This is a genomic window from Rhodococcus ruber NBRC 15591 (genome assembly GCF_001894945.1).
Taxonomy (GTDB): domain Bacteria; phylum Actinomycetota; class Actinomycetes; order Mycobacteriales; family Mycobacteriaceae; genus Rhodococcus; species Rhodococcus ruber.
Genome location: NZ_BCXE01000008.1, coordinates 47,015 through 72,873 on the forward strand (window position 1 = coordinate 47,015; position 25,859 = coordinate 72,873).

Genomic DNA, 25,859 nt, shown 5'->3' on the forward strand with positions numbered 1-25,859 from the left:
AGTCAGCCGTGCTCCCGCAGGCTGCGCAGCCGCCGGACACCCTCGAGGAGGACGTCGTCGCGCTTGCAGAAGGCGAACCGCACCAGGTGATTCCATTGCCGGGGGTCGTCGACGAAGGCGCTCACCGGGACCGCGGCCACGCCGATGCGCTCGGGCAGGGTTCGGCAGAAGGCGACACCGTCCGTCACACCGACCGGGGTGACGTCCGCGCACACGAAATACGTTCCGGCCGAGTCCAGCACGCCGAATCCGGCGTCGGTGAGCGCAGCGGAGAGCAGGTCGCGCCTGCGCTGCAGGTCGTCGCGCTGGGCGGCGACCCAGGGCTGCTCGTGGGTCAGCGCGTACGCGACGGCGGGCTGGAACGGCGCTCCGGCGACGAAGGACATGAACTGTTTCGCCGTGCGCACCCCGTCGATCAGTTCGCGGGGCCCGAGCGCCCACCCGATCTTCCAGCCGGTGACGTTGAACATCTTCGCGGCGCTGGACACGGTGACGGTGCGTTCGGCCATGCCGGGCAGCGACGCGATCGGCCGGTGCTGCCGGCCGTCGAACACCAGATGCTCGTACACCTCGTCGGACAGCACCAGCAGGTCGCGTTCGCACGCCAGTTCCGCGAGCGCGCGAAGCGCCTCGTCGTCGTAGACCGTCCCCGTCGGATTGTGCGGGGTGTTGACCACCAGCATCCGGGTGCGGTCGGTGACCGCGGCGCGCAGCGCGTCGACGTCCAGGACGAACCCCGATCCGGCACGAGTGAGCGGAACGGTGCGGCGGGTAGCCCCGGCGAGTGCGACGGACGCGGCGTAGGAGTCGTAGTAGGGCTCGGTGAGCAGCACCTCCTCACCGGGCTCGACGAGACCGAGGACGGCGGCGCTGATCGCTTCGGTGGCACCGACGGTGACGAGGACCTCGCCGTCGGGGTCGTGTTCGAGTCCGTACCGGGCCGCCCGGTCCGCTGCGATCGCCCGCCGCAGTTCGGGCGTGCCCGGCCCGGGCGGATACTGGTTGACGCCGTCGGCGATGGCCTGGCGCGCGACGTCGAGCATCGCGCGGGGGCCGTCCGTGTCGGGAAAGCCCTGGCCGAGGTTCACGGCGTCGTGCGTCACGGCCAGAGCGGTCATCTCGGCGAAGATCGTGGAGGCGAACGGCCGCAGCCTTTCGACCGTGCGGACCCGGCGTGAGGACGCGATTTCTGCCATTTCGGCAGCTTAGCCGCGTCCTTCGCGACCCCCGGCAGCGGTCGTGTCACATCCGGCGGGGCTGTCTCGTCCGAAGAGGTGAACGGTCCCGTCCGGGACCCGGGGAACGGAGTAGATCATGGCGCGCATTCCCGCGGTGACACCGGCCGAGGCCGGTGTCGCGACGAAGATCGCCTATCGGATGGCCCGGCGCCGCTTCGGGGAGGTGCCCGAGCCGTTCGCCGTCTACGCCCACCATCCGGCGCTGATGCGGGCGAGCGCCGTGCACGAGACGCTCGTCGAGCGCGCGTCGACGGTGCTGCCGCCGCACGTGCGCGAACTCGCGGTGTACCGGGTGGCCTGGAGCGTCGGGTGCTCCTGGTGCGTCGACTTCGGCACGATGCTGCAGCGGCTCGACGGCCTCGACGTGGACCGCCTCGAGCACATCGCCGACTATGCGACCTCCGACGCCTACAGCGACGACGAGCGTGCGGCGATCGCGTACGCCGACGCGATGACGGGAGCCGGCGGCGACGGCGGTGCGGCCGTCACGGTGACGGACGAGCAGGTCGCCGACCTCGAGCGGCGCTTCGGACGGGCCGGGGTGGTCGAATTGACCTACCAGATCGCGCTCGAGAACATGCGGGCCCGGATGAACTCGGCCCTGGGCATCCACGAGCAGGGTTTCAGCACCGATGCGTGCCGGGTGCCGTAGCTGCAGGACGACGCGGCTCAGGGCAGCACGAGCTGACCGATGGGACCCGGATTCCAGGCGATCTCCCACCGGAATCCGTCGGGGTCCGCGAAATATCCTGTGTAGCCGCCCCACTCGCGTTCGACCGCGTCGGAGACCGGATCGGCTCCGGCGCGTCGGGCGGTGTCCAGCACCCGGTCGACATCCGCTCGGTCGGCGACGTTGTGGGCGAGCGTCACGGGCGGGACGCCGCTCCGGCGAACGGGCCCGACCTCGGCTGCGAAGTGCTGTTCGTCCCACAGGGACAGGACGAGGTGCGGTCCGACCTGGATCATCAGCACCTCGCCGGGCACATCGACGACGGGCGTCCAGCCGAGCCCGTCGACGTAGAAGCGCCGGGTGCGCTCGAGGTCCGCGACGGCAAGGGTGACGAAGCTCAGTCGGGGCTCCATGACCGCGACTCTAACCGTCGAGGCGGACGCCGCGGAGCTTGTCGGGATTGGCCATGTCGTAGGCCGCCCATACCCGCCCGTCACGGACGGTGCAGCCGACGACCCGCCCGGCGAACGCGCGGCGGGTCCCGTCGCCGGGGGAACCGGCGCTGACGAACCCCAGTTCGCCGTTGACGAGCGCCGGCGTGCCGGCCAGGAACGCCTCGGCGCCGTAGCGCTGCATCAGGCCCAGGAAGAACCGGGCGAACCGGTCGGCGCCGACGACGACGTTGATCGCGGTGCGGGTGGTGCCGCCCGCGTCCCCGATCACCCGGGCGTCGGGGTCGAGCGCCGCGACCACCGCCGCGAGGTCCCCGGAGGCGAGGGCCGTCATCAGCCGCTGTACCGCCTCGACGTGCTCGGCGGCCGGCACGGGCGGCGGCGCGGCCGCGACGGCTCGCCGGCCGCGGGAGGCGAGCTGGCGCGCGGACGCCGGCGTGACGTCGAGAATGGCGGCGATCTCGTCGAACGGCACCGCGAAGCCGTCGTGCAGGACGAAGGCGACGCGCTGGGCCGGGGTGAGCGTGTCCAGCACGACCATCGCCGCCATCCGGCTGTCCTCCTGCCGCACAACGGCTTCCAGCGGATCGGGGGAGGACGGTCCGCCGACCGGAGTGACGATCGGTTCGGGCAGCCACTGGCCGACGTAGTTCTCGCGACGTACCGCGGCCGACCGCAGCCGGTCCAGGCACAGACGTCCGACCACGGTGGTCAGCCACGCCCGCAGATCGTCGATCCCGTCCGCGTCCGCGCGGTCGAGTCGCAGCCAGGCGTCCTGGACCGCGTCCTCGGCGTCGGCGACGCTGCCGGTCAGCCGGTAGGCGACGGAGAGCAGGTGCGGCCGATGCTGCTCGAAGGCGTCGGCGAGCACGGCGGTGCGCATGGGCCGATCGTACCGACCGGCATCCGGTTCGCGGCCGGTACGGTAGCGGATCGGACAAGTCAAGGGATTCGCACACGGATGCGCCGAAGCGTTGCCCCGTCGCCGCGGCCCGGGCCAGACTTCCGGAGTCCGATCGCCGCAGAAGGAGTCCACCGTGTACGAGTGTCCGGACTGTTGTCGCTGACCCTCCCGGTGTAGCCCGCCCGTCCGGCCCGTCCGGACGCCGGCACTCGATCTTCCGTTGCTGCACCGCGAATCCCGGTGCCGTGGACGCCTCGCCGTCGCCGCACCGCACTTCTCCGTGCCCGCTGTGCCGGGCCTCCTCGCCGAACGTAAGGGACAACTCTCGCGATGTCGTATTCCATGCTGCGCAGCCGGCTGGCCCGGCCGGTTGCGGTCGCAGCCACCCTCGTCACCCTCGCCGCGGGGGTCGCGGCGTGCTCCCCGGGGTCGGGGACCGCCACCACCGACGACGGGCGCACCGTTCTGCGCTACCAGGGCTCGGCCGGCCAGGTCACCTACCCCGAACTCGCGGAGAGCCTCGGCTACTACGAGAACGTCGCGCTGGACTGGGTGGGTGACACCACCAGCGGTCCGCAGGACATCCAGTCCGCGGCCACCGGGCAGACCGAATTCGGCGGCGCATTCAACGGTGCCGTCATCAAGCTCGCCGCCGCCGACTCGCCGATCACATCGGTCATCAGCTACTACGGCTCCGACGAGCAGTCGTTCAACGGCTACTACGTGCTCGAGGACAGCCCGATCCGCACCGCCCGGGATCTGATCGGCAAGAAGGTGGGGATGAACACGCTCGGTGCGCACCACGAGTTCCTCGTCCGCGAATGGCTCGCCCGGCAGGGGTTGACCCCGGACGAGATCGGGCAGGTCGAACTGATCGTCGTGCCGCCGGTGAACACCGAACAGGCATTGCGGGAGGGACAGATCGACGTGGGCACCCTCGGCAGCGTGTTCCGCGAGACCGCGGTCGCGCGCGGCGGAATCCGACCGCTGTTCACCGACGAGTCCCTGTTCGGGGCGTTCAGCTACGGCACGTACGTCTTCCGCGACGACTTCATCGCCGAGAACCGGGATGCGGTGGCGGATTTCGTGCAGGGCACCGCACGTGCGATCCGCTGGGCGCAGACCACCCCGCGCGACACGGTCATTGCCGAGTTCAAGGAGATCATCGGCAGCCGCGGCCGCAACGAGAGCACCGACCTGGTCGAGTTCTACCAGAGCCCCGGCGTCGCCGGACCGGGCGGGACGATCACGGAACAGGAGATCCGGACCTGGCTCGACTGGCTCGCCCGGAACGGCGAACTGCCCGACGGCACGTTCACCCCATCCGACATCTACACCAACGAGTTCAACCCCTACGCCAACGGCACCTACGAACCGTCGAGCGGTCCGAACGGTGAACCCGTCGAGGAGGCGAAATGAGCACCACCCCGAAGCTCCGTCTCGAGCACGTGACCAAGCGGTTCCCGGTCCGCGGTACGGACACCGCGTTCACAGCCCTCGACGACGTCAGCCTCGACGTCGCCGACGGTGAGTTCCTCGTCCTCGTCGGCCCCAGCGGCTGCGGCAAGTCCACCCTGCTCGACCTGCTCGGTGGGCTGAGCAGCCCGACGTCCGGCCGGATCCTGCTCGACGGACAGCCGATCTCCGGGCCGGGCCTGGACCGGGGCATCGTCTTCCAGCAGTACGCACTCCTGCCGTGGCGCACCGCGCGGCACAACATCGAATTCGGCCTCGAGGCGAAGGGGCTGCCCCGGCGGCAGCGGCGTGAGCGCGCCGAGCACTACCTCGAGCTCGTGGGGCTGCGTGGATTCGGAGATCGTTATCCGCACGAGCTGTCCGGTGGCATGAAACAGCGCGTCGCGATCGCCCGGAGCCTGGCGTTCGACCCCGAGGTGCTCCTCATGGACGAGCCGTTCGCCGCGCTCGACCTACAGACCCGGGAATCGTTGCAGGACGAGCTGTTACGGATCCGCCACGAGACCGGCAAGACGATTCTGTTCATCACCCACGGCATCGACGAGGCGGTCTACCTCGGACAGCGCGTGGCCGTCCTGACGTCCCGGCCCGGACGGGTCGAGGCCGTCGTGGACATCGACATCGATCGCACCGTCGACGACGTCCGCTCCGGCGAGGCGTTCCGACACTATCGACACCGGATCTGGTCCTTGCTGCACTCGGACGTCGAGCGCGCGCAGAACCACGGTGCCGCAATCCAGGAGGTCCACCATGTCTAGTCCGAGCGCCACGTTGATCCACCCCGTCGCGCTCGACGGGGCCCTGGCGGAGCAACGACCCGCACCGGCCCCGCCGGCTCGAGGCGCCGGGACCGGCCCCTGGATCGGTGCCTTCGTGTGGCGCGGGCTCAAGCCGGCCGTCGCGATCCTCGCCTTCCTCGCGGTCTGGGAGATCGCGCCCCGGCTCGGACTCGTCGACGAGGTGTTCCTGCCGCCCTTCACCGTGGTCGCGGACGCCTTCGCCCAGCTGATCGGCGACGGCCGGCTCGCCGAGCACCTCGGTGCCAGCCTGTCCCGGGCCGTCACCGGCTTCGGGATCGCGGTGCTCGTCGCGATCCCGCTCGGTGTGGCGATCGGCTGGTACCGGCCGGTGGCCGAGTTCCTCGATCCGATCCTCGAGTTGTTCCGCAACACCGCCGCGCTCGCGCTGCTGCCGGTGTTCATCCTGATCCTGGGCATCGGCGAGACCTCGAAGGTGGCGCTGGTGACCTACGCGAGCACCTTCCCGATCCTGCTCAACACCGTCTCCGGCGTGCGCACCGTGGATCCGCTCCTGGTGAAATCGGCCCGCTCCCTCGGTCTGCCTTCGTACCGCCTGTTCCAGAAGGTGATCCTGCCGGCCGCGGTGCCGACGATCTTCACCGGCATCCGGATGGCCGCGGCCTCGTCCATCCTCGTGCTCATCGCGGCCGAGATGGTCGGCGCCAAGGCGGGTCTCGGCTATCTCGTCACCGCTTCGCAACTCAACTTCCAGATCCCGAACATGTACGCCGGCATCGTCGCCATCTCTCTCGTCGGTCTGACCTTCAACGGGATCCTCGTCGCGGTCGAGCGCCGGCTCTCCCGCTGGCGCGCAGACCGGTAGTCCCCTCGTTCCCCCACACCTGGAGAGGTTGTCATGTCGCAGTCCCCGAAGCAGTTCCACCTCAACGCCTTCCTGATGGGAGTCGGTCATCACGAGGCCGCCTGGCGGCACCCGCGCACCGACGCGCGCCGCGTCCTCGACGTCGCACACTTCCAGGAGCTCGCGCAGATCGCCGAACGCGGCACGCTCGATTCGGTGTTCTTCGCCGACGGTCTCGCAGTGGGGCCGCGCGTCGAGCACAACGCTCAGGCGATCTTCGAACCGATCACCCTGCTCTCGGCGATGGCCGTCGTCACCGAGCGCATCGGCCTCATCGCCACCGCGTCCACCGGCTTCAACGAACCGTTCAACCTCGCCCGCAAGTTCGCCTCGCTCGACCACATCAGCCACGGCCGCGCCGGCTGGAACATCGTCACCTCCGGAGGTGCCGACGAAGCCCGCAACTTCGGATACGACGAGACCCCCGACCACGCCGGTCGTTACGACCGCGCCGCCGAGTTCGTCGATGTGGCGACCGGTCTGTGGGACAGCTGGGAGGACGACGCCGTCGAACTCGACGTCGAGAGCGGTCGTTTCGCGGACCCGGGCAAGGTCCACCCCGTCGACCACGACGGCCCGCGGTTCTCGGTACGCGGACCGCTCAACACCCCGCGCTCCCCGCAGGGCCGTCCCGTCCTGGTGCAGGCCGGATCGTCGGAGAGCGGGAAGGACTTCGCCGCCCGGTACGCCGAGGCCGTGTTCACCGCGCAGCGCACCCTGGCCGAGGGACAGGCGTTCTACCGCGATCTGAAGGCGCGGGTGGCCGCGGTGGGACGCGATCCGCACTCGCTGAAGGTGCTCCCCGGGATCGTGCCGTTCATCGGCGACACCGAGGTCGCGGCGAAGGCGCTCGAGCAGGAGTTCACCGACCTGATCTCGCCGGCCTACTCGCTGCGTCAGCTCTCCGGGATGGTGGGGGTGGACCTCACCGACCATGCTCTCGACGCGCCGCTGCCCCCGCTGCCGCCCCTCGACCGGATCCAGGGCAACAAGAGCCGCTACGAGCTGGTGAAGAACCTCGCCGAGAACGAGCACCTGACCGTGCGCCAGCTCATCGGCAAGCTCGGCGGCGGACGGGGGCACCGCACGTTCGCGGGCACCGCCGAGCAGATCGCCGACGACCTGCAGCTGTGGTTCGAGGGCGGAGCCGCGGACGGCTTCAACGTCATGCCGCCCTACCTGCCCGGTGGTCTCGAGGACTTCGTCGAGCAGGTCGTGCCGATCCTCCGGGATCGGGGACTGTTCCGCACCGAATACACCTCGACGACGTTGCGCGGCCACTACGGGCTCGACCGCCCGGCCGGCCGGTTCGACGCTGTGCCGGCTCGGGCGGCGACGGCCTGAGTGCACGGGCCCAGTCGCGCGGAGGGAACCCCGCGCGACCGGGGCCGGTCCGCGATACTGGGGATCGGCATGCAGGCCCCGATCTCGAAGACAGGAATCCCACATGCGATTCGGAATGTTCGTCCCCCAGGGCTGGCGGCTCGACCTCGTCGGCATCGAACCCGCCGAGCAGTGGCGGGTGATGCGTGACCTGGCTCAGCGCGCCGACAGCGGACCGTGGGAGTCGATCTGGGTGTACGACCACTTCCACACCGTGCCGGTGCCCACCGAGGAGGCCACCCACGAGGCGTGGTCGCTGGTGTCGGCGTTCGCCGCGGTCACCGAGAGGGTGCGGATCGGGCAGATGTGCACCGCCATGGGCTACCGCAACCCCGCCTACCTGGCGAAGGTCGCCGCGACCGCGGACATCGTTTCGGGCGGCCGCATCGAGATGGGCATCGGCGGCGGATGGTACGAGCACGAGTGGCGCGCCTACGGATACGGCTTCCCGTCCCCGCCGGAGCGGTTGCGCCGCCTCGACGAGGGTGTGCAGATCTTCCGTCAGGCCTGGACCACCGGCACGGCCACCCTGCACGGCCGGCACTACCAGGTGGACGGTGCCGTCGTGCGGCCGCTGCCGCTGCAGGAGGGCGGCATCCCGTTGTGGATCGCCGGTGGCGGGGAGAAGGTGACGCTGAAGATCGCCGCGAAGTACGCGCAGTACACCAACTTCGACGGCACCCCGGAGGGTTTCGCCCACAAGTCGGAGATCCTGCGGGGGCACTGCGCCGAGGTGGGCACCGATTTCGACGCCATCGTGCGCTCGGCGAACTACAACGTCGCCATCGGCCGCACCGAGGCCGAGGTGCAGGAGCGTCTCGGCACGCTGCGGGCCCGGCTCGAACCGTACGTCGGGCCCGAGAAGGCCGACGGTGCGCTCGACGCCTTCCGGGGTCTGCCCGCCGTGGGAACACCCGAGCAGATCGTCGAGAACTTCAGGGCGCTGAAGAAGCAGGGCATGACGTACGCGATCCTCTACTTCCCCGAGGCCGCCTACGACACCTCGGGCATCGAACTGTTCGAGAAGGAGGTCCTGCCCGAACTGCTCTGACCGGCCCCGTCGATCACATCGGCCATCCGTCGGCCGGTACGCGTGGGTCGTCGGGCAACAGGCCCGCGACCCACGCGTCGTGCCGGGACCCGCGCTGCAGTATCCCGCGCCGCTGCACGCCTTCGAAGCGGAAGCCGACCCGGCGGGCCACCGCCGCCGACGCGCGGTGCCCGGCCAGCGCCCGCCACTCGATGCGGTCCAGTTTCAATCCGTCCGAGCGGAAAGCATAGTCGCACAGCAGGTTCACCGACTCCGTCGCGAGTCCGCGGGCGCGGGCAGCCGGGGCAATCCAGTACCCGATCTCCGCCGCCGACGCGTCCCGCTCGATCAACCCGACGGTCCCCAACAGCGGACCGTCGGCGGACGTCCGCACCGCCCATACCGGGCTGTGCGCCGCCCAGCCCGCGGGCACCACGTCGCCGACGAACCGTTGCGCGTCCGCCCGCGTGTAGGGGTCCGGGACCGTCGTCCACCGCACGATCGACCGGTCCCGGCAGGCGGCCGTGATCGCGTCGACGTCGCCCGCCCGGGGCACCGTGAGAACGACGGTGCTTCCGGTGAGGACGACGGGGCGCATGGTCAGCGCAGGTCGGCGGGCAGGTCCTTCGGGTCCAGCACGAGCCGGCGCTCCTCGCTGGCCGCGACCTCGTCCGAGCGGGAAAGCTTGCCTTCGAGCACCTTCCACTCGGTCTCGTCGATCGCGGCGGCGGCCTCGCGCAGCACCGAAGCGTCCCGGGTGCCCCATGCGATCGGCATCGGGCTGACCATCTGCCACACGCCGCTCGTGTTGCGGGTGGTGCGGTCCGACAGCACCGCGACGGACGGCACGCGCTCGCCGACCCGCACCCGGTGCCCCGGTACGGCCGTGACGTCCCGGGCGACCAGGGCGTAACGGTGACCGTCGGTCTGCGGCTTGGCGATGTCGACGAGCGCGAGCAGCGTCATCCCGCGCGGCCGGATTTCGGAGACCACGGCCGGAACCAGCGGGCTGTCCCGGTACAGATCCTGGATCGTGCCCACCTTGCGCGGAGCCCACACCGCGACCCACGCGGAAGTGAGCGCGGCGACGACGACCACGGCCGCGACGACGAAGGACCACGCCCGGCCGACCGCGATCAGCCATACGGCGGCTACGGTGAACAGCACCGCCAGCACGATCGCCGACACCCGTAGTCGTCGCACCTCGGCGACGGTCTGATTGACGGCCTTGGCGTGGGGCAGGTCCACGGGAAAGTCGAAACGACGCACGACGTCAGCTTATGCGACCGGCCCGCCGTGGTGGAGTCCTGCCGGGGCTGGCCGTGGCCTGGTGTCGAGGGGCGTGGTGTCGAGGGGCGTGGTGCCGAGGGGCGCTCACCGGGTGGCGGCCCGTACCGCCGCGACCAGCCACGCGACGAGCAGGGCCAGCAGCGCGACCACGAGCAGGACCGGAGCCAGCAGCGCGACCAGGACGACGAGGAGGGCCAACAGGATCTTCGTCCTGGTGCTCAGGCCGGAGATCAGGCCCTTGACGGCGGCCCACACGGGGTTCTTGCCGGTCAGGGCGGCCCCGGCGCCTTTGAGGACGGCTCTTGTGCTCGCACTGCCCTCGGTGACGGTATCGATGAGCTGGTCCGTCGAGGCGGGGGCATCGCGCAGCACCGCGTCCCGGCGCTTCCGCACCGCCCGGGCGAGCCGGCGAACGTGGGTCTTCAGCCACTCGACGGCGGCCGCGAAGGGCCGGCGCTTGCGACGCGGAGCGCGGTCGTCGAGCCCCGGTCCGGGACGTTCCGATGTCGCCACCGGTGGGCGCTCGGACGACCGGGGCCGGGAGCCGGTGGACGTGCGCGGCCTCTCACGGGTCCGCGACCGAGCCTGCTCGTCGGCGGTCTGCGTCCGCGGACGGGTCCGGCGCGTAGCGGTGTCCTGCGTCCGGGCGCGCCGTGGGGCGTCCGGCGCCGTACGGGTTCCGGCGGCGGCGCGTCCGGCTCGCCGATCCGGGTCCGTCCGCCGTGGCGCAGCCGTGGCCGACCGCGCGGTGGTCGATTTCCCGGTGGTGGATTTCGCGGTGGTGGATTTCGCGGTGCCGGATCGTGCGGTGCCGGATCGTGCGGTGGTGGATTTCGCGGTGCCGGATCGTGCGGTGGTGGATTTCGCGGTGCCGGATCGTGCGGTGGTGGATTTCGCGGTGCCGGATCGCGCGGTCGTCGACTTCGCGGTGTCCGACCGCGTCGTGGCCGACGTCGTCGTGGCCGCGGTCGTCGACTTCGGGGCGGCTGCCCGTCTGCGAGATGTGCGTTCCCTGCCCCCGGCCGTTCGGCCGGCGCCGCGTGCGGTCCGACCCTCTGCTGTGCCCCGTGCACCCATACCTACGGCTACCCCCGGCGGTGCCGGGGAAACCTGTCGTGAGGCTCCGGCCTCAACTCGAGCAGAATGCGCACAACGGGGCTATCGCACGCAACGGTGACCACTCGGAGTGGGCGGCCTCACACTTCGGTGTAGCAGGGATCACACCGGGCGGCGGCCCGGTTTCTCGAACCCCCTCCGCACCGTCCCCAGACGAAAGCGAGCAGATCGTGCTTGTCTTCCTCGGCTTCCTCATGGTCGCCGTCTTCATGTACTTGATCCTCTCCAAGAGGGCCACGCCCGTCGTCGGTCTCATCCTCGTCCCGGTCGCCTTCGGGCTGTTCGCCGGCGCCGGTCTCGATCTCGGCGACATGATCGTCGACGGCGTCACCGACCTGGCCCCGACCGCGGCGCTGCTGTTCTTCGCGATCATCTTCTTCGGGATCATGATCGACGTCGGACTGTTCGACCCGCTGGTGCGGTTGATCCTGCGGCTCGTGCGCGACGACCCGGCGCGGCTCGTCGTCGGCACCGCGGTGCTCGCGATGATCGTCTCCCTGGACGGCGACGGCTCGACCACGTTCATCATCACCACGTCGGCGATGCTGCCGCTGTACCTGAAGCTGCGGGTGAGCCCCGTGATCCTGACGGTCGTCGCGGGCCTGGCGAACGCGACGATGAACATCATCCCGTGGGGCGGGCCGACGGTCCGTGCCGCCAGCGCCCTGGGCCTGTCCCCGTCGGACGTGTTCGTGCCGATGATCCCCTCGCTGCTCGTGGGCCTGGTCGTCGTGCTCGGCTTCGCGCTGCACCTCGGTGTCATGGAGCGCCGGCGACTCGGCAAGCTGGTGTGGACCGCGGAACCGGTCCTCGCGGGTGTCGGCCGCGGCGGATCGACCGGCTCCGGCGGATCGGGCGGATCCCGAGCGACCGGGACCGGCCCGGGGGCCGACGCCGGCGACAGCGACGACCAGACCGGCGGATTCGCCGCCGCCCTCGATCCGAACCGCGCAACCCTGCGACCGAAGCTGCTGCCGTTCAACGCCCTGCTCACCGTCGCGCTGCTCGTCGTCCTCGGCCTCGACGTCCTGCCCATCCCCGTGCTGTTCATGATCGCCGCCGGTCTGGCGCTGGCGGTGAACTTCCCGCGCGTGGCCGACCAGTCCGAGGCGATCGTCCGGCACTCGTCGAGCATCGTGTCGGTGGTCGCCATGGTGTTCGCCGCGGCCGTCCTGACCGGGGTGTTCCAGGGCACCGGCATGGTGGAGTCGATGGCGCTGTGGCTGACCGGGGTGATCCCGGACGCGCTCGGCCCGTTCCTCGCGGTGATCACGGGGGTGCTCAGCATTCCGTTCACGTTCTTCATGACCAACGACGCCTTCTACTTCGGGGTGCTACCGGTGCTCGCCGAGACCGCCGCCCAGTACGGGATCGAACCGGTCGAGATGGCCCGCGCGTCGATCACCGGCCAGCCCGTACACATGCAGAGCCCCCTCGTACCCGCGATCCTGCTGCTCGTCACCCTCGCCGGCGTGCAGCTCGCCGACCACCACCGCAAGGTGCTGTGGCGTGCGACGATCGTCTCGCTCACGATGCTGGTCGTGGGCGTCGCACTGGGTCAGATCCCGCTCGGCTGAGCCCGGCGGCGACGTACCGTCGCGGGAAACGGATCGATCGTGTCGGACCCGGAACCACCGGAGGCGTCGTGAGGCTGCGGACCCAGGTGCTGCTGTTGCAGTCCGCCGTGGTCGCGGCGGCCCTCGGGCTGGGGTTCGCGGCGTTCGTCACCACCACCGAGCACCGCGTCACCGATGAGCACGGACAACGAGCCCTCGCCGTCGCCCGGACCGTGGCAGTCGATGCCACGGTCCGGGCCGAGGTGGCCCGGCTCGCCGCCGCCGACGACGGGGTCGTCGCCCCCGGCAACCCGGAACTCGCCTCCGGCACCGTCCAGCAGGCCGCCGAGGCGGTCCGCGACGCCACGGGTGCGCTGTTCGTGGTGGTCACGGACGAGCAGGGGCTGCGCCTGGCCCACCCCGACCCCGACCTGCTCGGACTACGCGTCAGTACCGACCCGGACGAGGCCCTGGCCGGCCGCGAGGTGGTGCGCAGCGAGCGCGGCACCCTGGGCGACTCCGTCCGGGCCAAGGTGCCGGTCGTCGCGCCCGGCTCGGACCGGGTCGTCGGCGAGGTCAGTGTCGGCATCGCCACGGACCGCATCCGGTCGGAACTACGCGAGGACGTCGCGCAGGCGTCTCTCGTCGCAGCCGGCGCCCTGGCCTGCGGTGCCGCGGGCTCGGCGCTGCTGGCCCGGCGGTGGAAGCGGCTGACCCTCGGCCTCGAACCCGAGCAGCTGGCCGAGCTGGTCCGCGAGCAGGAGGTGGTGCTCCACGGCATCGGGGAAGGGGTGATCGGTGCCGACACGGAGGGCACGGTCACCGTCGTCAACGCCGAGGCCCGCCGGCTGCTCGACCTGCGGGGCGGGGCGGGGGACCGGCTCGAGGACGTCGGCCTGACCCCGCGCCTGCTCGACGTCGCACGCAGCCCCCGCGACGAGCCGGTGGCTGCGGCCGTGGGGGACCGGATCGTCCTCGCCGTGGCGCGTCGCGTCCGGCGGGACGGGCGCGACCTGGGCACCGTGATGTCGGTGCGCGACCGGACCGACGTCGAGAAGCTCACCCGCGAGCTGGACGCCGTGCAGTCGCTGACCACCGCGCTGCGGGCCCAGCGCCACGAGACGGCCAATCGTCTGCATCTGCTCTACGGCCTGCTGCAGCAGGGGCGCAGCGCGCAGGCCACCGAGTACCTCGAGCAGCTCCTCGGAGCCGGACCGGCGGGCCGGCCACTCGACGGGCTCGACGCCGTCGCCGATCCGTACCTGCACGCCTTTCTCACCGCCAAGGCTGCCCACGCGCGGGAGAGCGGGGTGACGCTGGTTCTCGGCGAGAACACCTGGGTGCGAGGCACCGTCCGATGCCCCGTGGACGTCACGACCGTGCTGGGCAATCTGCTCGACAACGCGATCGAGGCGGCTCGCGAGCGCGGGCACGACCCCGCCGAGGTGGAGGTAGAACTCGTCGAGGCCGGGCGCGACCTGCATGTGGCCGTCGCGGACACCGGTGCCGGGGTCGCCGCCGGGCGGGCCGAGGAGATCTTCGGGGAGGGCGTCACCACCCACGCCGACGGCGCCGTCCCGGGTGGTCGCGGCATGGGCCTGGCCCTGGCGCGGCAGGTGGCCCGGCAGCACGGGGGCGATGTGACCGTCGCCGATCCCGGCGGGCGGCGCACCCCGGACAATCCCACGGGCGGCGCGGTGTTCGTCGCCACCCTGATCGACGTACTCGACGAAGGAGACACCGGATGGGCGGATCCGATCTGACGGTGCTCGTCGTCGACGACGACTTCCGGGTCGCGGAGCTGCACGCGAGCGTGGTGGCCGCGGTCGCCGGGTTCCGGGTGGCGGCGGTCGCCGGCACCCTCGCGGCCGCCCGGGCCGCGGTTCGCGAGACCGCGATCGATCTCGCGCTCGTGGACGTGTACCTGCCCGACGGCTCCGGCATCGATCTGATCCGCGAACTCGACTGCGACGCATTCGTACTCGGCGCGGCCGCCGAGGGCACGACGGTGCGGGCCGCGCTGGCCGCCGGCGCCTCGGGGTATCTGGTCAAGCCGTTTCCCAATACCGAACTCGCGCGGCGGTTGTCGGCGTACGCGCAGTACCGGCGTCTGGTCGCCGGAGCCGAACTCAGCCAGGCCGAGATCGACTCGGCGCTGGCCGCGCTGCGGCCCGCCCCGTCGGGCGCCGCAGACCGGGCTCCCCGTTCGGTGACCAAAGAGCTTGTTCTGCAGGCTCTCTCGTCGTCGGCGACGCCCATGTCGGCAGGGGAGGTGGCGGTGACGATCGGGGTGTCCCGCGCGACGGCTCAGCGTTATCTCGCCGCGCTCGTCACCAAGGGGCAGCTGCGGATGCAGCTGCGGTACGGCAGCACGGGACGACCGGAACAGGAGTATCGCCTCCCGGCCGGCTGAACCGCGATCAGCCGATGGCGGGCCCGAGCAGATCGTCGGCGTCGGTGATCCGGTACGCGTAGCCCTGTTCGGCGAGGAACCGCTGCCGGTGCGCGGCGTACTCGGCGTCGAGGGTGTCACGCGCGACGACCGAGTAGAAGTGCGCCTGCCCGCCGTCGTGCTTGGGACGCAGCAACCGGCCGAGACGCTGCGCCTCTTCCTGACGCGAGCCGAACGTGCCGGACACCTGCACCGCCACCGAGGCCTCGGGCAGGTCGATCGAGAAGTTCGCGACCTTGGACACGACGAGCACCTTCAGCTCGCCGGCGCGGAAGCGGTCGAACAGCTCCTCGCGCTCCTTGTTCCGGGTCGAGCCCTTGATCACCGGGGCGTCGAGCGCCGCGCCGAGTTCGTCGAGCTGATCGAGGTACGCGCCGATGATCAGGGTGGGGGAGTCGCGGTGCCGGGCGAGGATCGACTTCACCACCGCGATCTTCGTGTGCGCGGTCGAGCACAGCTTGTACCGTTCCTCGGGCTCGGCGACCGCGTACGCCATCCGTTCCGCGTCGGTCAGGGTCACCCGCACCTCCACGCACTCCGCGGGCGCGATCCAGCCCTGCGCCTCGATGTCCTTCCACGGCGCGTCGTAGCGCTTGGGACCGATGAGCGAGAACACGTCGCCCTCGCGGCCGTCCTCGCGCACGAGCGTCGCGGTGAGGCCGAGCCGGCGCCGGGACTGCAGATCGGCCGTCATCCGGAACACCGGTGCGGGCAGCAGGTGCACCTCGTCGTAGATCATCAGCCCCCAGTCGCGGGAGTCGAACAGTTCGAGGTTGCGGTACTCGCCCTTCGACTTGCGGGTGATCACCTGGTAGGTGGCGATGGTGACCGGGCGGATCTCCTTCTTCTCCCCGGAGTACTCGCCGATCTCGTCCTCGGTGAGCGACGTGCGCGCGATCAGTTCGCGCTTCCACTGCCGCCCCGCGACGGTGTTGGTCACCAGGATCAGGGTGGTGGCACCGGCCTTGGCCATCGCGGCCGCACCCACCATCGTCTTGCCCGCCCCGCAGGGCAGCACGACCACGCCGGAGCCGCCGGCCCAGAACGAGTCCGCGGCCATCTCCTGGTAGTCCCGTAGATGCCAGGGGTGGGACTCGAAGTCGAGGCTGATCGCGTGCGCCTCCCCGTCGACGTAGCCGGCGAGGTCCTCGGCCGGCCAGCCCACCTTGAGCAGCATCTGCTTGAGCCGGCCACGCTCGCTCGGATGCACGATCACGGTGTCGTCGTCGAGCCGCGCGCCGAGCATCGGGGCGATCTTCTTGTTGCGCATCACCTCCTCGAGCACCGCCCGGTCGAGACTGACCAGGGTCAGGCCGTGCGCGGGATTCTTCACCAGCTGCAGCCGTCCGTAGCGGGCCATGGTGTCGACGATGTCGACGAGCAGCGGCTGCGGGACGGCGAACCGGGAGTGGCTGACGAGGGCGTCGACGACCTGCTCGGCGTCGTGCCCCGCGGCCCGGGCGTTCCACAACGCCAGCGGGGTGACGCGGTAGGTGTGCACATGCTCGGGGGCGCGTTCGAGTTCGGCGAACGGGGCGATCGCCTGCCGGGCCTCGTTCGCGAGCGCGTGGTCGACCTCGAGGAGCAGGGTCTTGTCGGACTGGACGATCAACGGTCCGTCGGGCACGGACGCCTCCTAGCACGGGAACAGAGAACAACCTCTCTATTCTCCAGGCGGGACGGCCGGGCCGCCACCGCCGCCGTCAGTCGACGAGGGCGACCGTGGTGATGCGGTGCAGCACGAAACTGCGGACCGTGCCCGCGGCCGGGTCGAAGGCCTCGAGCTGTCCGCCGCCGACGGCGACGGGATCGACGATGCGATGGGTGGCGACACCCTGCGCATCGACGTAGCCGATCCGGACGCTGCGCTTGTCGTGCGCGGCGAGCTGCAGCAGCGCCATCGTCGCGGCACCACCGGTGCGGGAGCCGTCCCCGCGGACCGTGGCCCCGCGCGGGGCGGCCGCGGCCCGGTCCCCGGCGCGCAGCGTGCGGATCAGGGTGTCGAGTTGCTCCCCGGTGGGCGGCATCGGGCCGGCGTAGCGGGGCCGTGCCCGCGGCACCGACACCCGGGCGCCTCGCGGCCGCAGGTCCAGCACCGCGCCGGTGGCGTCCTCGCCGGCCGGCGCGAATCCGGCACCGCGCAGCTCGGCGAGCACCTCGGCCAGCGGCGCCTGCGAGATCGCGACCGTGGGCGCGACGGCCCGCAGGGCGAGGCGGGCGGCGACGGGGTGCCCGAGCACCTCGGCCAGCAGCGCGGGGTCGTCGGAGCGGACGAACGAGGCGGCGACCCCGGCGCGGAGCCGGCCGTGACGGCGGGCGACGTCGTCGATCAGGTAGGTCAGCGCCTGGGGGACGGGCGTTCGCGAATGCGTGGCGAACAGGGCGTGCAGGTCGGCGGCGCCGGTGCCGGCGTCCAGGGCGCGGCGCACGCCCGCCTCGGTCACCCGGTACACGGTCGCGGCGCCCGCCGACTCGACGTCGGCGACGAGAGCGATGCGGTCCGCGAGTTCCGGTACCAGGGGGCCGGGCGCGACCACCGTCAGGTCGGCCTGGACGAGCACGTAGTCGACCGGCTCGGGCAGGACCGCGGCCATCTCGGCGTCGGGGTCGCCGCCGTGCAGCAGTGCCTTGCCGGGAGAGGCGAGAGCACCGTGCGCGACGACGGCCAGGGCCGTCGCTTCGCGCAGCGTCTCGGCCACCGTGTCACCGCCGAGCCGGGCCGCCCACCGCGGCCGCCGCCAGGCCAGCACGGCTCGAGCCGCATCCGCGTCGGGCGCCGACCCGGGTACCTCGGCGAGCAGCTCGAGCAGCAGGCGCCGCTCACGGGGTGCGGCGGTGGACCGGGCCTCGTCGGAGAGTGCGGCGATCGGCTTGTCGGTGGCGTCGCGACGCCCGACGAGCCACATGCGGCGCGGCGCGTCGAGCCACGCGCCGGCGAGCACGGCCCAGCGCTGCGCGGGCGGCGCGTTCGACCAGCCGTCGGCGGCGGTGGTCGGCGCCCAGTAGTCGTCGATGTCCGTGGTCGGCGCCGGCTGCGGCATGCCCCGTGCGATCAGTCCGGCGGCGGCGAGCACCTCGACGAGCAGCGCGGCGAGCTGCTCGTCCACGTCGACGGTCTTGGCGAGGCGACGCAGCTCCCGTACCCCGAGACCCCCGGACTTGAGCGCGGGAGCGGGGAGGGCGCCGAGCGCGTCGATCAGGTTCTCGCAGTGCCGCAGCAGCTCGAGGGCGGCACCCGCCGCGGTGGCGTTGACGTCGGCGACGACGTGCGTCGCGGGCAGCGGCCGGGGCGGGGTCAGGGCGGCGGGGTCGAACGGCGCCTCGTCGCGCAGTGCCTGACCGACGCGGTGCGGCAGTTCGACGGTCTCGTCGTCGAGCCGGATCAGCAGGCCGGCCGCGATCAGGCGCTGCACGGGCCGGTCGGCGGGTGTGTCCGGTGCGGCGTCGCGGGTCCGGCCGACGGGGGAGGTGCGCGCCAGCGTGTCGAGCAGGCTGCGCCGGGCCGGGTCGAGGTCGGCGAGGACGGCGCCGAGGTCCTGTGGGTCGGGATCGGGGTCGGGGCCGCGCCCGAGGCGCCACGGCACGGTCGCGGCGGCGGCCTCGACGACCCGCAGCCCCTCGGCCGGGCCCCATACGAGGGAGAGCCGGCGCAGGGCCTCGAGCGACCGGTCGACGTTCTTGGCCGTGACCCGACCGGAGAGGGAGTCGAGCAGAGCGCGGCGCGTGACGGGCACCCGGTCGGCACCCAGCCGGGTCAGGGCCTCGACCACCCCGAAGTCGAGGACGGAGAGCTCGTCGGCGGCGCGGAACACCGACGCGCGCTGTTGTGCGCGGCCGGCCAGGACGGTCATCGTGGCGGGTGGCGGGACCACCAGGTCGGGGCGGGCGCGCAGGAGCTCGCCGAGGTCGGCGTCGCGGCGGTCGGCGAGCCAGCGGGCGAGTGACTCCGGGCCGGTCTCCGGCGCGGCGGGGTCGGTGGCGGTCATCGACACCAAGATTAGAGACCTGAAGTGGCTGTCCGTGAACGTGCCTGCCAAAATGAGCGCATGGCTGACAATTCGAAGAAGCAGTACGTCGATCCGGGGTGGCCCAAGGTGGCGGACGGGGACCACGCCGTCACCGAGTTGTCCTCGACTCGTTCCGGCCCGCTGTCCCCGTACGGCGAGGAGATGGAGTTCCCGCTGCCCGTCGACGCCCTGCCGTACACCCACCCCCGCACCGTCATCAACCGCTGACCCGGATTGCAGAAGAGCCCCGCACCTGCAGGTGCGGGGCTCTTTCGTGTGGCTGTGCCGGGTGTCAGTTCGGCAGTGCGGCGTTGACCGCGTCGACGAGGTTCTGGTCGACGGCGATGCCGGCCTGGCGCAGGGCCTCGAGGCCCTGTTCGAAGCCGGCCCGCAGGCCCTGGGCCTCGGCGGGCAGGGCAGGAAGCTCGGGCGCCTCGGGGGCGGCCTCGACGACCGGGGTGTTCTGGACGGTGCCGGCGCTCGTGGACGGCGCGCTGCGCTGCGTCGGCGCGCTGCTCAGGCCGAGGCTCGAGGAGCAGGACGGCCATGCGCCCCAGCCCTGGCCGGCCAGCACGCGCTCGGCGACGACGATCTGCTCTTCACGGCTGGCCTGGTTGGCGGTCGCGGCATACTCGCCGCCGCCGTAGGCGTTCCACGTGCTGGGGGAGAACTGCAGGCCACCCTGGTAGCCGTTGCCGGTGTTGATGCCCCAGTTGCCGCCGGACTCGCACTGCGCGAGGCGATCCCAGTCGGAGTCGGGAGCGGCGTTGGCGGTGCCGCTGAAGGCGACGCCCGTGACGCCGAGAACAGCGCTGGTCAGCGCGAACTTGGCGACGGTGCGGCCGGTGTTGGTGGGTTTGCGATGGCGTCCGCTCATGTCGGTTCCGATTCCTCTCCGTACGCGCCTACGAGGTCAGCTGTCGGGTTCGGGCTGAAGAGGTAGCCCGGCCTCCTCGCCGGTGGGCGATTCGGCTTCACCCCAAGGACCGTCGCCGGGGCGGCGATCCGGGTGCCTCCTGGGAATCGGTGTTCCCTGGGAGACCGTTGGGTCCCCCGCTTCCTGCTCCCGTGGATCGTTCGTCGGGACACCCGGAATCCGCGGAGCAGGATTTGGCGCGACGGACCCGGGGTGGCCGAACCAACCGGCCGGACACGACGGTAACGGCTCGAGACGGTGATTGTCACCAATTGATAACGCCGAGCGTCGCGCCGGCGGTGCAGGGGTGCCCGGTGTGACGCGATGAAGTCGCAGGTAGGGCCGAAAGTCCATCGCCGGTCCCGGTCCGCGACCCCCTCGTTATGCCCGCGTTATGTGAGGAACGTCACATGTAACTGGGCCGGTTGTCCACCGGGACGATGTCCTTCCCGAGCGGCAGCAGCGAGATCGGCACCATCTTCAGGTTCGCGACCGCCAACGGGATGCCGATGATCGTGATCGCCATCGCGATCGCCGTCACGACATGCCCCAGGGCGAGCCAGATGCCGGCGACGATCACCCAGATCACGTTGCCGATCAGCGAACCCGCCCCCGCCGTGGGCTTGTCCACCACCGTCTTGCCGAACGGCCACAGCGCGTACACACCGATGCGGAACGCCGCGATCCCGAACGGGATGGTGATGATCAGCACGAAGCAGATCAGGCCCGCCACGAAGTACCCCAGCGCCAGCCACAGGCCGCCGAAGACCAGCCAGATGATGTTGAGCAGAATCCTCACGTGCGGTCCCTTCCGCGGGCGCGCCGGCCGGAGCGCAGCGCGAAGGTCAAGGCCAGCACGAAACCGAGCGGCCAGGCGAGAGTCAGCAGATACAGGACCAGGCCCGGCCGGCCGTCGGTGACGACGGGGGTCAGGAAGATCGCCACGACGGCGACGACCCCGACCGCGAAGCAGGCCAGTGCGGCCTTGAGCAGGCCGTTGCCCGGTACGGAAGAACTGGAGGTACCCACGCGTTCCACCGTAGTGCTTCCGCGGCCCGGCACGCCGTCGCCGGACTTTCGGAAGCGGACTGCGCCCCGGGTACACTGACGCAAGTCTGCGCGTCCCGCACTCGAAGCGGGGCGCGTTGTTTTGCATATCCACTCGTGCCCCGCGGGGCACGGCTGTCGAGGAGCGGGTGAACGCAGTGCCTACCGGCAAGGTGAAGTGGTACGACGTGGAGAAGGGCTTCGGCTTCCTGTCCCAGGAGGAGGGCGAGGACGTCTACGTACGCGCGTCCGCGCTCCCGGCCGGGGTCGAGGGCCTCAAGCCGGGTCAGCGGGTCGAGTTCGGCATGGCCGCGGGGCGTCGTGGGCCGCAGGCCCTCAGTCTGAAACTGCTCGATCCGTTGCCCTCGGTCCGCCAGGGTGGCCGGCGCGAGGCGGCTCCCCAGAAGCGGCACACCCCCGACGAACTGCACGGCATGGTCGAGGACATGATCAAGCTGCTCGAGGCCACCGTGCAGCCCGAGCTGCGCAAGGGCCGTCATCCCGAGCGCAAGACCGCCCAGCGGATCTCCGAGGTCATGCGCGCCGTCGCGCGCGAGCTCGACTCCTGACACCCGAGCGAGAGGGGCCTTCCGGTGCTGCACCGGAAGGCCCCTCTCGCGTGCGCGCTGTGGCCCGGAGCGCGTGCGCGCTGTGGCCCGGAGCGCGTGCGCGCTGGTGCTCAGAACGTCTGGATCGCCCAGACCGGCGCCTGCTCCCCGGTCGCGGGCAGCTGCAGCACCACGTTCAGCAACTGCGCCCCGGGGTCGGACGGCACCGTCACGGCCCGGGCCTGCCCGGGCGTGTAGTCGCGGAACCCCTCGAAGATCTCGCCGGTGCGCGGATCACCGTAGGTGACGTTGAGCCGCCAGTCGGAGTCCGCGATCTCCGACGGCAGCGACAGCTGCAGCGGCCGGCCGGCCGGAACCTCGAGCATCACCGCCTCGAGACCGGCGCACGTGCCGTCGGCGCTGCACAGGCCGGGTTCGACCGTGACCGCACGGCCCTGCGCATACGCCGTCACCGTGGGCAGGCTCGGCGGTGCCGACCGGACGAGGGAGACCACGACCGCGGTGAGCCCGCCGATCGTGATCAGCGCCACGACCACCAGGATCGCGATCGTCTTCTTCGTCCGGGGCTGCAGTCTCATCGGGTTCCGTTTCTCGTCGTACGTCCGCCTGGCCGCGGGCTGCGACCGGTGGTCTCCTGGGTGGCGTGTTCCGGGCGTTTGCCACCGAAGCCCGGAACGACGGTGCCTCCACGGTAGGTGAGGATCGTCTGCGTCAGCCCGAGGGCCAGCACGACCGTGATCACGGTGAACCCGAGCCAGTACTCGGTGGGCAGCAGCACCCCCAGCGCCCCACCGAACACCCAGCTCAGTTGCAGCACCGTCTCCGAACGACCGAACCCGGACGCGATGGACTCCTCCGGGAGGTCCTGCTGCAGCGACGCATCCAGCGACACCTTGGCCAGTGCGCTCGCGCAGGACCCCACCAGCGCCACCAGTGCCGCGGTGAACAGGCTGCCGGTCGCAGCGGCCAGCGCCGCCACCACCGTCACGGCCGCGGTGCAGCGCACCACGATCAGGGCCGGCCGGCCCAGGGTGAGCCGCGCGCCGGTCGCGTTGCCGGTGAAGTTGCCGACGGCGGCAGCCGCGCCGACCAGGCCCAGCATGGCGGCCTGGACCAAGGGCTCGTGCTCGGTCCTCGACTTGGCGACGAAGGCGATGAACAAGGTCAGGAAACCGGTGAGTACCCGGATCGTGCCGTTACCCCACAGTCCGGTGAGCACGGCCCGTCCCAGCGGCTGGCGACGGCCCTTCCCGCCGGCGGCGCGCCCGGGTGCCGCGACCACCTCGGTGCGGGTTCCGACGCGGGGCTCGGCGCCGTGGTACGACAGCGTGGCCGGCACCTCACCCTCGGTGACCTCCACCCACGAGGGAATCCGCATGCTCAGGTACGCGCCGAACGCGGTGATGACGGCGCACAGCCACAGGGCCCCCGACGAGCCGAACAGCCAGGCCGCGGCGGCGGCAACCGCCCCGGCGCCCATCGTGCCGCCCACCAGGCCGAAGACCGTCAACCGCGAGTTCACCCGGACCAGGTCGATCTCGGGTGGCAGCACTCGTGGCGTCACCGCCGATTTGAGCACGGCGAACGACTTGGACAGCACCATCATCGCCAGGGCCGCGGGGTACAGGCCCCAGCTGTCGAAGTTGAACACCAGCACCACGGCGAGCACGGTGCGGGCCGCGAACGACGTGGCCAGTGCCAGCCGGCGGCCGTGCTGCAACCGGTCGAGCAGCGGGCCGATCAGCGGGGCGATCACCGCGAAGGGGGCGATCGTGATGAGCAGATACAGGGCGACCTTGGTCTTGTCCTCACCCGTCGCCGCGGAGAAGAACAGGGTGTTCGCCAGGGCCACGGCGACCGCGGCGTCGCTCGCGAAGTTCGCCATCGTCGCGTAGGTCAGGGCCGTCAGGCCCGAGCGGTCCGCGCCGTCCGCCGTGGCGGCGCGGCGGAACGTCGCGATGCCCTTGCTCGTGAGCTCACGGCTGCGCAGCGCCGCGACACGGGTGACCGTCAGTTTCCGCGGCATCCGCGGGGCCCGCGGGGCGCCGGCGCGCTCGCCGCGGGGCGTGTCGTCGCCCCGGTGCCGGCGGACGTCCTCGACCGGGTGCAGCGGCGGCAGGGGGGTACGCCGCGCGGACGTGCGCCGCGGCGGCGGATAGTTGCCGTTGCCGGGGTGCGGGGCCCGGGCCGACGGGCGGGGACGACCGCCGACGTCGGCACGACGGTCCGCGTCGTCGTGCGCGCGTTCCTCGTCCGAATCGGTCACGGAACAATTCTGTCGCACCGGCCGGATCGGCGTTCGGTGGCGTACCCGGTGCCGCGTTCACGGCACGAACCGCACCTCGAACATCGACGGCCAGTACTTGCCGGTGACGAGGAAGCGATCGGTACCGGGCAGGTGGGCGATTCCGTTGAGCACGTCGATGCGCTCGCGCCGGTCTTCGGGGAGGTGTTCGCGCAGTGCCCCCGCGTCGATCACGGCGGTCACCCGGCCCGCGTCCGGGTCGATGCGCAGGATCTCGTCCGTCTTCCACACGTTCGCGTACACCGCGCCGTCGTCGGTGCACTCGAGTTCGTTGAGCCGGGTGGCGGCGCGGCCCTCGCGCCGTACCGTGACCAGGCCCGTCTCGGCGAAGGTCCCGGGGTGCCGGAACGTCAGCTCCGCCGTGCCGTCGCTCATCACCAGCCGGTCGTCCTGGGCGCACAGTCCCCAGCCCTCCCCGTCGTAGCCGGCGCGGCCGCGTTCGGCCAGGGTGTCCCGGTCGCGGGCGATCGCGACCCCGTCCTGCCACGTCAGCTGCCACACGGTGGCGCCGGCGACCGTGATGCCCTCGCCGAACATGTCGTCCGGCACCGGGACCCGGACCCGTTCGGCGCCGGTGGCCAGCGATCGCGCCGCGATCCACGACCGGCCGGACAGGCCGGTGCCCTCGAGGAGCTCGTCGCCGGACACCTCGAGCCCCTGGGTGAACGCGGCAGGATCGTGCGGGTAGACGGCCACGATCTCTGTGCGCAGGCGCTCGGCCGGCGGACCCGGATCCGCCGGGGCGGAGTCGCACGCGGCCGCCGCGACACCGGCCACGATCGCGGCCGCGACACCGGCCACGACGGAGAGCGGACGTCGGCGCATGCCCACATGATGGCAGCCGAGGCTCGCGGCGACGGTTCCGTGCGGCAGAATGGGCTCCGTGAGTGGTGTGCCTTCCTCAGTTGCGTCCGGCTCCGCGTCCGCCTCTACCGAACAGCTCGTACAGCCTCTGCTGGCCGACGCCGTCGACGTCGCGCGGGCCGCGCTGCTGGACGCCGGAGAGACCGGCGTCGGCGCGTACCTGGGCGTCGCCGCCGAGGACGACTGCGCCGCCACCCACCGGTTCGCCGCGGAACTGCCCGGGTACCGGGGCTGGCAGTGGGCCGTCGTCGTCGCCGCCGCGCCCGGCTCGGATCGGGTGACCGTGAGCGAGCTGGCGCTGCTGCCCGGACCGGACGCCCTGGTCGCGCCCCGGTGGGTGCCGTGGAACGAGCGGATCCGGCCCGGCGACCTCGGCCCCGGTGATCTGCTCGCCCCTCCGGCCGGGGATCCGCGCCTCGTGCCGGGCTATGTCGCCACCGGCGACCCCGAGATCGACGAGACGGCCCGCGAGATCGGCCTGGGCCGCAAACAGGTCATGAGCCTCGAGGGACGTCTCGAGGCGGCCCAGCGCTGGTACGACGGCGACTACGGTCCGGAGTCGGAGATGGCCAAGGCGGCGCCCTCGACGTGCCGGCTGTGCGGGTTCTACCTGCCCCTCGCGGGTTCCCTGCGCGCGGCGTTCGGCGTGTGCGGCAACGAATTCGCCGCCGACGGCCACGTGGTGCATTCGGCGTACGGGTGCGGAGCCCACTCGGACACCACCCTGCCGACCGGCGCCGGCTCCCCGGTCCACGAGCCGTACGACGACTCCGCTGTCGAGGTCGTCGCCCTGCCGCCCGCCGCCGAAGGAGAGCAGGACCGTCCTGGCGCGGACGACCGGGACGCCGCCGCCGCAGTGGTCGACGAGGCCGCGATGGAGAACGGGACCGTTGGCACCGAGACGGCGGAGAGCTCCGAGACC

Annotated in this window: 27 protein-coding genes and 1 riboswitch; of the genes, 13 read left to right on the plus strand and 14 right to left on the minus strand. The window is 71.7% G+C overall.

The features are described from left to right. Nucleotides 1-2 precede the first annotated feature (2 nt). Nucleotides 3-1,196 (minus strand): pyridoxal phosphate-dependent aminotransferase, encoded by a 1,194-nt coding sequence (locus RR3_RS06440; protein ID WP_082900279.1) that lies wholly within the window; start codon nt 1,194-1,196, stop codon nt 3-5. Between the two features lie 118 nt (nt 1,197-1,314). Between RR3_RS06440 and RR3_RS06445 the strand changes: the two genes are divergently transcribed. Then, complete coding sequence (locus RR3_RS06445; RefSeq protein ID WP_064065851.1) at nt 1,315-1,890, plus strand: carboxymuconolactone decarboxylase family protein; 576 nt, start codon at nt 1,315-1,317, stop codon at nt 1,888-1,890. Nucleotides 1,891-1,907: 17 nt separating this feature from the next. On the opposite strand, the gene RR3_RS06450 is transcribed toward RR3_RS06445, so the two are convergent. Both RR3_RS06450 and RR3_RS06455 read right to left on the minus strand, forming a co-directional pair. Then, nucleotides 1,908-2,321: a VOC family protein gene (locus RR3_RS06450; protein WP_010593955.1), complete on the minus strand. Its 414-nt coding sequence runs from the start codon at nt 2,319-2,321 to the stop codon at nt 1,908-1,910. Between the two features lie 10 nt (nt 2,322-2,331). After that, the gene (locus tag RR3_RS06455; protein WP_010593956.1) at nt 2,332-3,243 is read right to left on the minus strand and encodes a sigma-70 family RNA polymerase sigma factor; all 912 of its coding nucleotides are present in this window, start codon (nt 3,241-3,243) and stop codon (nt 2,332-2,334) included. Between the two features lie 351 nt (nt 3,244-3,594). Here RR3_RS06455 and RR3_RS06460 point away from each other — a divergent pair, with 351 nt between their 5' ends. From RR3_RS06460 to RR3_RS06480, 5 genes are all read left to right on the plus strand, one after another. After that, entirely contained in the window at nt 3,595-4,683 is a 1,089-nt protein-coding gene (locus RR3_RS06460) for an ABC transporter substrate-binding protein (protein ID WP_040274144.1), read from the plus strand. Further along, nucleotides 4,680-5,498, plus strand: a complete 819-nt coding sequence (locus tag RR3_RS06465; protein ID WP_064065850.1) for an ABC transporter ATP-binding protein — start codon at nt 4,680-4,682, stop codon at nt 5,496-5,498. Before RR3_RS06460 ends, RR3_RS06465 begins: the two co-directional genes overlap by 4 nt. Next, nucleotides 5,491-6,363: an ABC transporter permease gene (locus RR3_RS06470; protein ID WP_010593959.1), complete on the plus strand. Its 873-nt coding sequence runs from the start codon at nt 5,491-5,493 to the stop codon at nt 6,361-6,363. Before RR3_RS06465 ends, RR3_RS06470 begins: the two co-directional genes overlap by 8 nt. Before the next feature lie 33 nt (nt 6,364-6,396). Further along, nucleotides 6,397-7,746 carry an LLM class flavin-dependent oxidoreductase gene (locus tag RR3_RS06475; protein ID WP_010593960.1) on the plus strand — a complete coding sequence of 450 codons (1,350 nt, stop codon included), beginning with the start codon at nt 6,397-6,399 and terminating at the stop codon, nt 7,744-7,746. A gap of 103 nt (nt 7,747-7,849) precedes the next feature. Next, entirely contained in the window at nt 7,850-8,836 is a 987-nt protein-coding gene (locus RR3_RS06480; protein WP_040274152.1) for an LLM class F420-dependent oxidoreductase, read from the plus strand. Between the two features lie 13 nt (nt 8,837-8,849). On the opposite strand, the gene RR3_RS06485 is transcribed toward RR3_RS06480, so the two are convergent. The 3 genes from RR3_RS06485 to RR3_RS06495 all read right to left on the minus strand — a co-directional run bounded on the left by RR3_RS06485 (nt 8,850) and on the right by RR3_RS06495 (nt 10,618). Further along, the gene (locus RR3_RS06485) at nt 8,850-9,413 is read right to left on the minus strand and encodes a GNAT family N-acetyltransferase (protein ID WP_010593962.1); all 564 of its coding nucleotides are present in this window, start codon (nt 9,411-9,413) and stop codon (nt 8,850-8,852) included. 2 nt (nt 9,414-9,415) lie between these two features. Then, nucleotides 9,416-10,084 (minus strand): DUF3239 domain-containing protein, encoded by a 669-nt coding sequence (locus RR3_RS06490; protein ID WP_026138092.1) that lies wholly within the window; start codon nt 10,082-10,084, stop codon nt 9,416-9,418. 105 nt (nt 10,085-10,189) lie between these two features. Next, on the minus strand, nt 10,190-10,618 hold the full coding sequence (locus RR3_RS06495; RefSeq protein WP_010593964.1) for a hypothetical protein: 429 nt from the start codon (nt 10,616-10,618) through the stop codon (nt 10,190-10,192). Between the two features lie 220 nt (nt 10,619-10,838). On the opposite strand from RR3_RS06495, the gene RR3_RS25035 reads away from it, so the two are divergent. The 4 genes from RR3_RS25035 (at nt 10,839) to RR3_RS06515 (ending at nt 15,190) form a co-directional block, all read left to right on the plus strand. Beyond that, nucleotides 10,839-11,282 carry a hypothetical protein gene (locus RR3_RS25035; protein ID WP_064065849.1) on the plus strand — a complete coding sequence of 148 codons (444 nt, stop codon included), beginning with the start codon at nt 10,839-10,841 and terminating at the stop codon, nt 11,280-11,282. Between the two features lie 109 nt (nt 11,283-11,391). Then, nucleotides 11,392-12,798: a CitMHS family transporter gene (locus RR3_RS06505; protein WP_010593965.1), complete on the plus strand. Its 1,407-nt coding sequence runs from the start codon at nt 11,392-11,394 to the stop codon at nt 12,796-12,798. A 68-nt stretch (nt 12,799-12,866) separates the two neighbouring features. Continuing rightward, a complete protein-coding gene (locus RR3_RS06510; protein ID WP_064065848.1) occupies nt 12,867-14,540 on the plus strand; it encodes a sensor histidine kinase in 1,674 nt (557 codons plus the stop codon). After that, nucleotides 14,522-15,190, plus strand: coding sequence for a response regulator (locus RR3_RS06515; RefSeq protein WP_010593967.1), 669 nt, complete (start codon nt 14,522-14,524; stop codon nt 15,188-15,190). The genes RR3_RS06510 and RR3_RS06515 overlap by 19 nt, the downstream gene beginning before the upstream one ends. A 7-nt stretch (nt 15,191-15,197) precedes the next feature. Here RR3_RS06515 and RR3_RS06520 read toward each other — a convergent pair whose 3' ends face one another. Both RR3_RS06520 and RR3_RS06525 read right to left on the minus strand, forming a co-directional pair. After that, complete coding sequence (locus tag RR3_RS06520) at nt 15,198-16,856, minus strand: DNA repair helicase XPB (RefSeq protein WP_017682144.1); 1,659 nt, start codon at nt 16,854-16,856, stop codon at nt 15,198-15,200. Nucleotides 16,857-16,932: 76 nt separating this feature from the next. Continuing rightward, nucleotides 16,933-19,215 carry a helicase-associated domain-containing protein gene (locus tag RR3_RS06525; protein ID WP_040274158.1) on the minus strand — a complete coding sequence of 761 codons (2,283 nt, stop codon included), beginning with the start codon at nt 19,213-19,215 and terminating at the stop codon, nt 16,933-16,935. Nucleotides 19,216-19,275: 60 nt separating this feature from the next. Here RR3_RS06525 and RR3_RS06530 point away from each other — a divergent pair, with 60 nt between their 5' ends. Continuing rightward, nucleotides 19,276-19,464 (plus strand): hypothetical protein, encoded by a 189-nt coding sequence (locus RR3_RS06530; protein WP_003936421.1) that lies wholly within the window; start codon nt 19,276-19,278, stop codon nt 19,462-19,464. Between the two features lie 64 nt (nt 19,465-19,528). On the opposite strand, the gene RR3_RS06535 is transcribed toward RR3_RS06530, so the two are convergent. From RR3_RS06535 to RR3_RS06545, 3 genes are all read right to left on the minus strand, one after another. Next, on the minus strand, nt 19,529-20,113 hold the full coding sequence (locus tag RR3_RS06535) for a resuscitation-promoting factor Rpf1 domain-containing protein (protein ID WP_010593971.1): 585 nt from the start codon (nt 20,111-20,113) through the stop codon (nt 19,529-19,531). A gap of 9 nt (nt 20,114-20,122) precedes the next feature. Continuing rightward, nucleotides 20,123-20,347, minus strand: a riboswitch (cyclic di-AMP (ydaO/yuaA leader). A 211-nt stretch (nt 20,348-20,558) separates the two neighbouring features. Beyond that, nucleotides 20,559-20,951, minus strand: coding sequence for a YccF domain-containing protein (locus tag RR3_RS06540; RefSeq protein WP_010593972.1), 393 nt, complete (start codon nt 20,949-20,951; stop codon nt 20,559-20,561). After that, nucleotides 20,948-21,190 carry a hypothetical protein gene (locus tag RR3_RS06545; RefSeq protein ID WP_010593973.1) on the minus strand — a complete coding sequence of 81 codons (243 nt, stop codon included), beginning with the start codon at nt 21,188-21,190 and terminating at the stop codon, nt 20,948-20,950. Before RR3_RS06545 ends, RR3_RS06540 begins: the two co-directional genes overlap by 4 nt. Nucleotides 21,191-21,357: 167 nt before the next feature. On the opposite strand from RR3_RS06545, the gene RR3_RS06550 reads away from it, so the two are divergent. Next, a complete protein-coding gene (locus RR3_RS06550; RefSeq protein WP_010593974.1) occupies nt 21,358-21,768 on the plus strand; it encodes a cold-shock protein in 411 nt (136 codons plus the stop codon). Between the two features lie 110 nt (nt 21,769-21,878). Here RR3_RS06550 and RR3_RS06555 read toward each other — a convergent pair whose 3' ends face one another. The 3 genes from RR3_RS06555 to RR3_RS06565 are packed head-to-tail and all read right to left on the minus strand — an operon-like array spanning nt 21,879 to nt 24,898. Beyond that, the gene (locus tag RR3_RS06555) at nt 21,879-22,346 is read right to left on the minus strand and encodes a DUF2771 family protein (RefSeq protein WP_010593975.1); all 468 of its coding nucleotides are present in this window, start codon (nt 22,344-22,346) and stop codon (nt 21,879-21,881) included. Next, nucleotides 22,343-24,034: an MFS transporter gene (locus tag RR3_RS06560; RefSeq protein ID WP_017679361.1), complete on the minus strand. Its 1,692-nt coding sequence runs from the start codon at nt 24,032-24,034 to the stop codon at nt 22,343-22,345. Before RR3_RS06560 ends, RR3_RS06555 begins: the two co-directional genes overlap by 4 nt. A 57-nt stretch (nt 24,035-24,091) precedes the next feature. Further along, nucleotides 24,092-24,898, minus strand: coding sequence for a glutaminyl-peptide cyclotransferase (locus tag RR3_RS06565; RefSeq protein WP_064065876.1), 807 nt, complete (start codon nt 24,896-24,898; stop codon nt 24,092-24,094). Between the two features lie 49 nt (nt 24,899-24,947). Here RR3_RS06565 and RR3_RS06570 point away from each other — a divergent pair. After that, the coding region (locus RR3_RS06570; RefSeq protein WP_255325548.1) for a DUF3027 domain-containing protein at nt 24,948-25,859 on the plus strand (912 nt) is incomplete at its 3' end.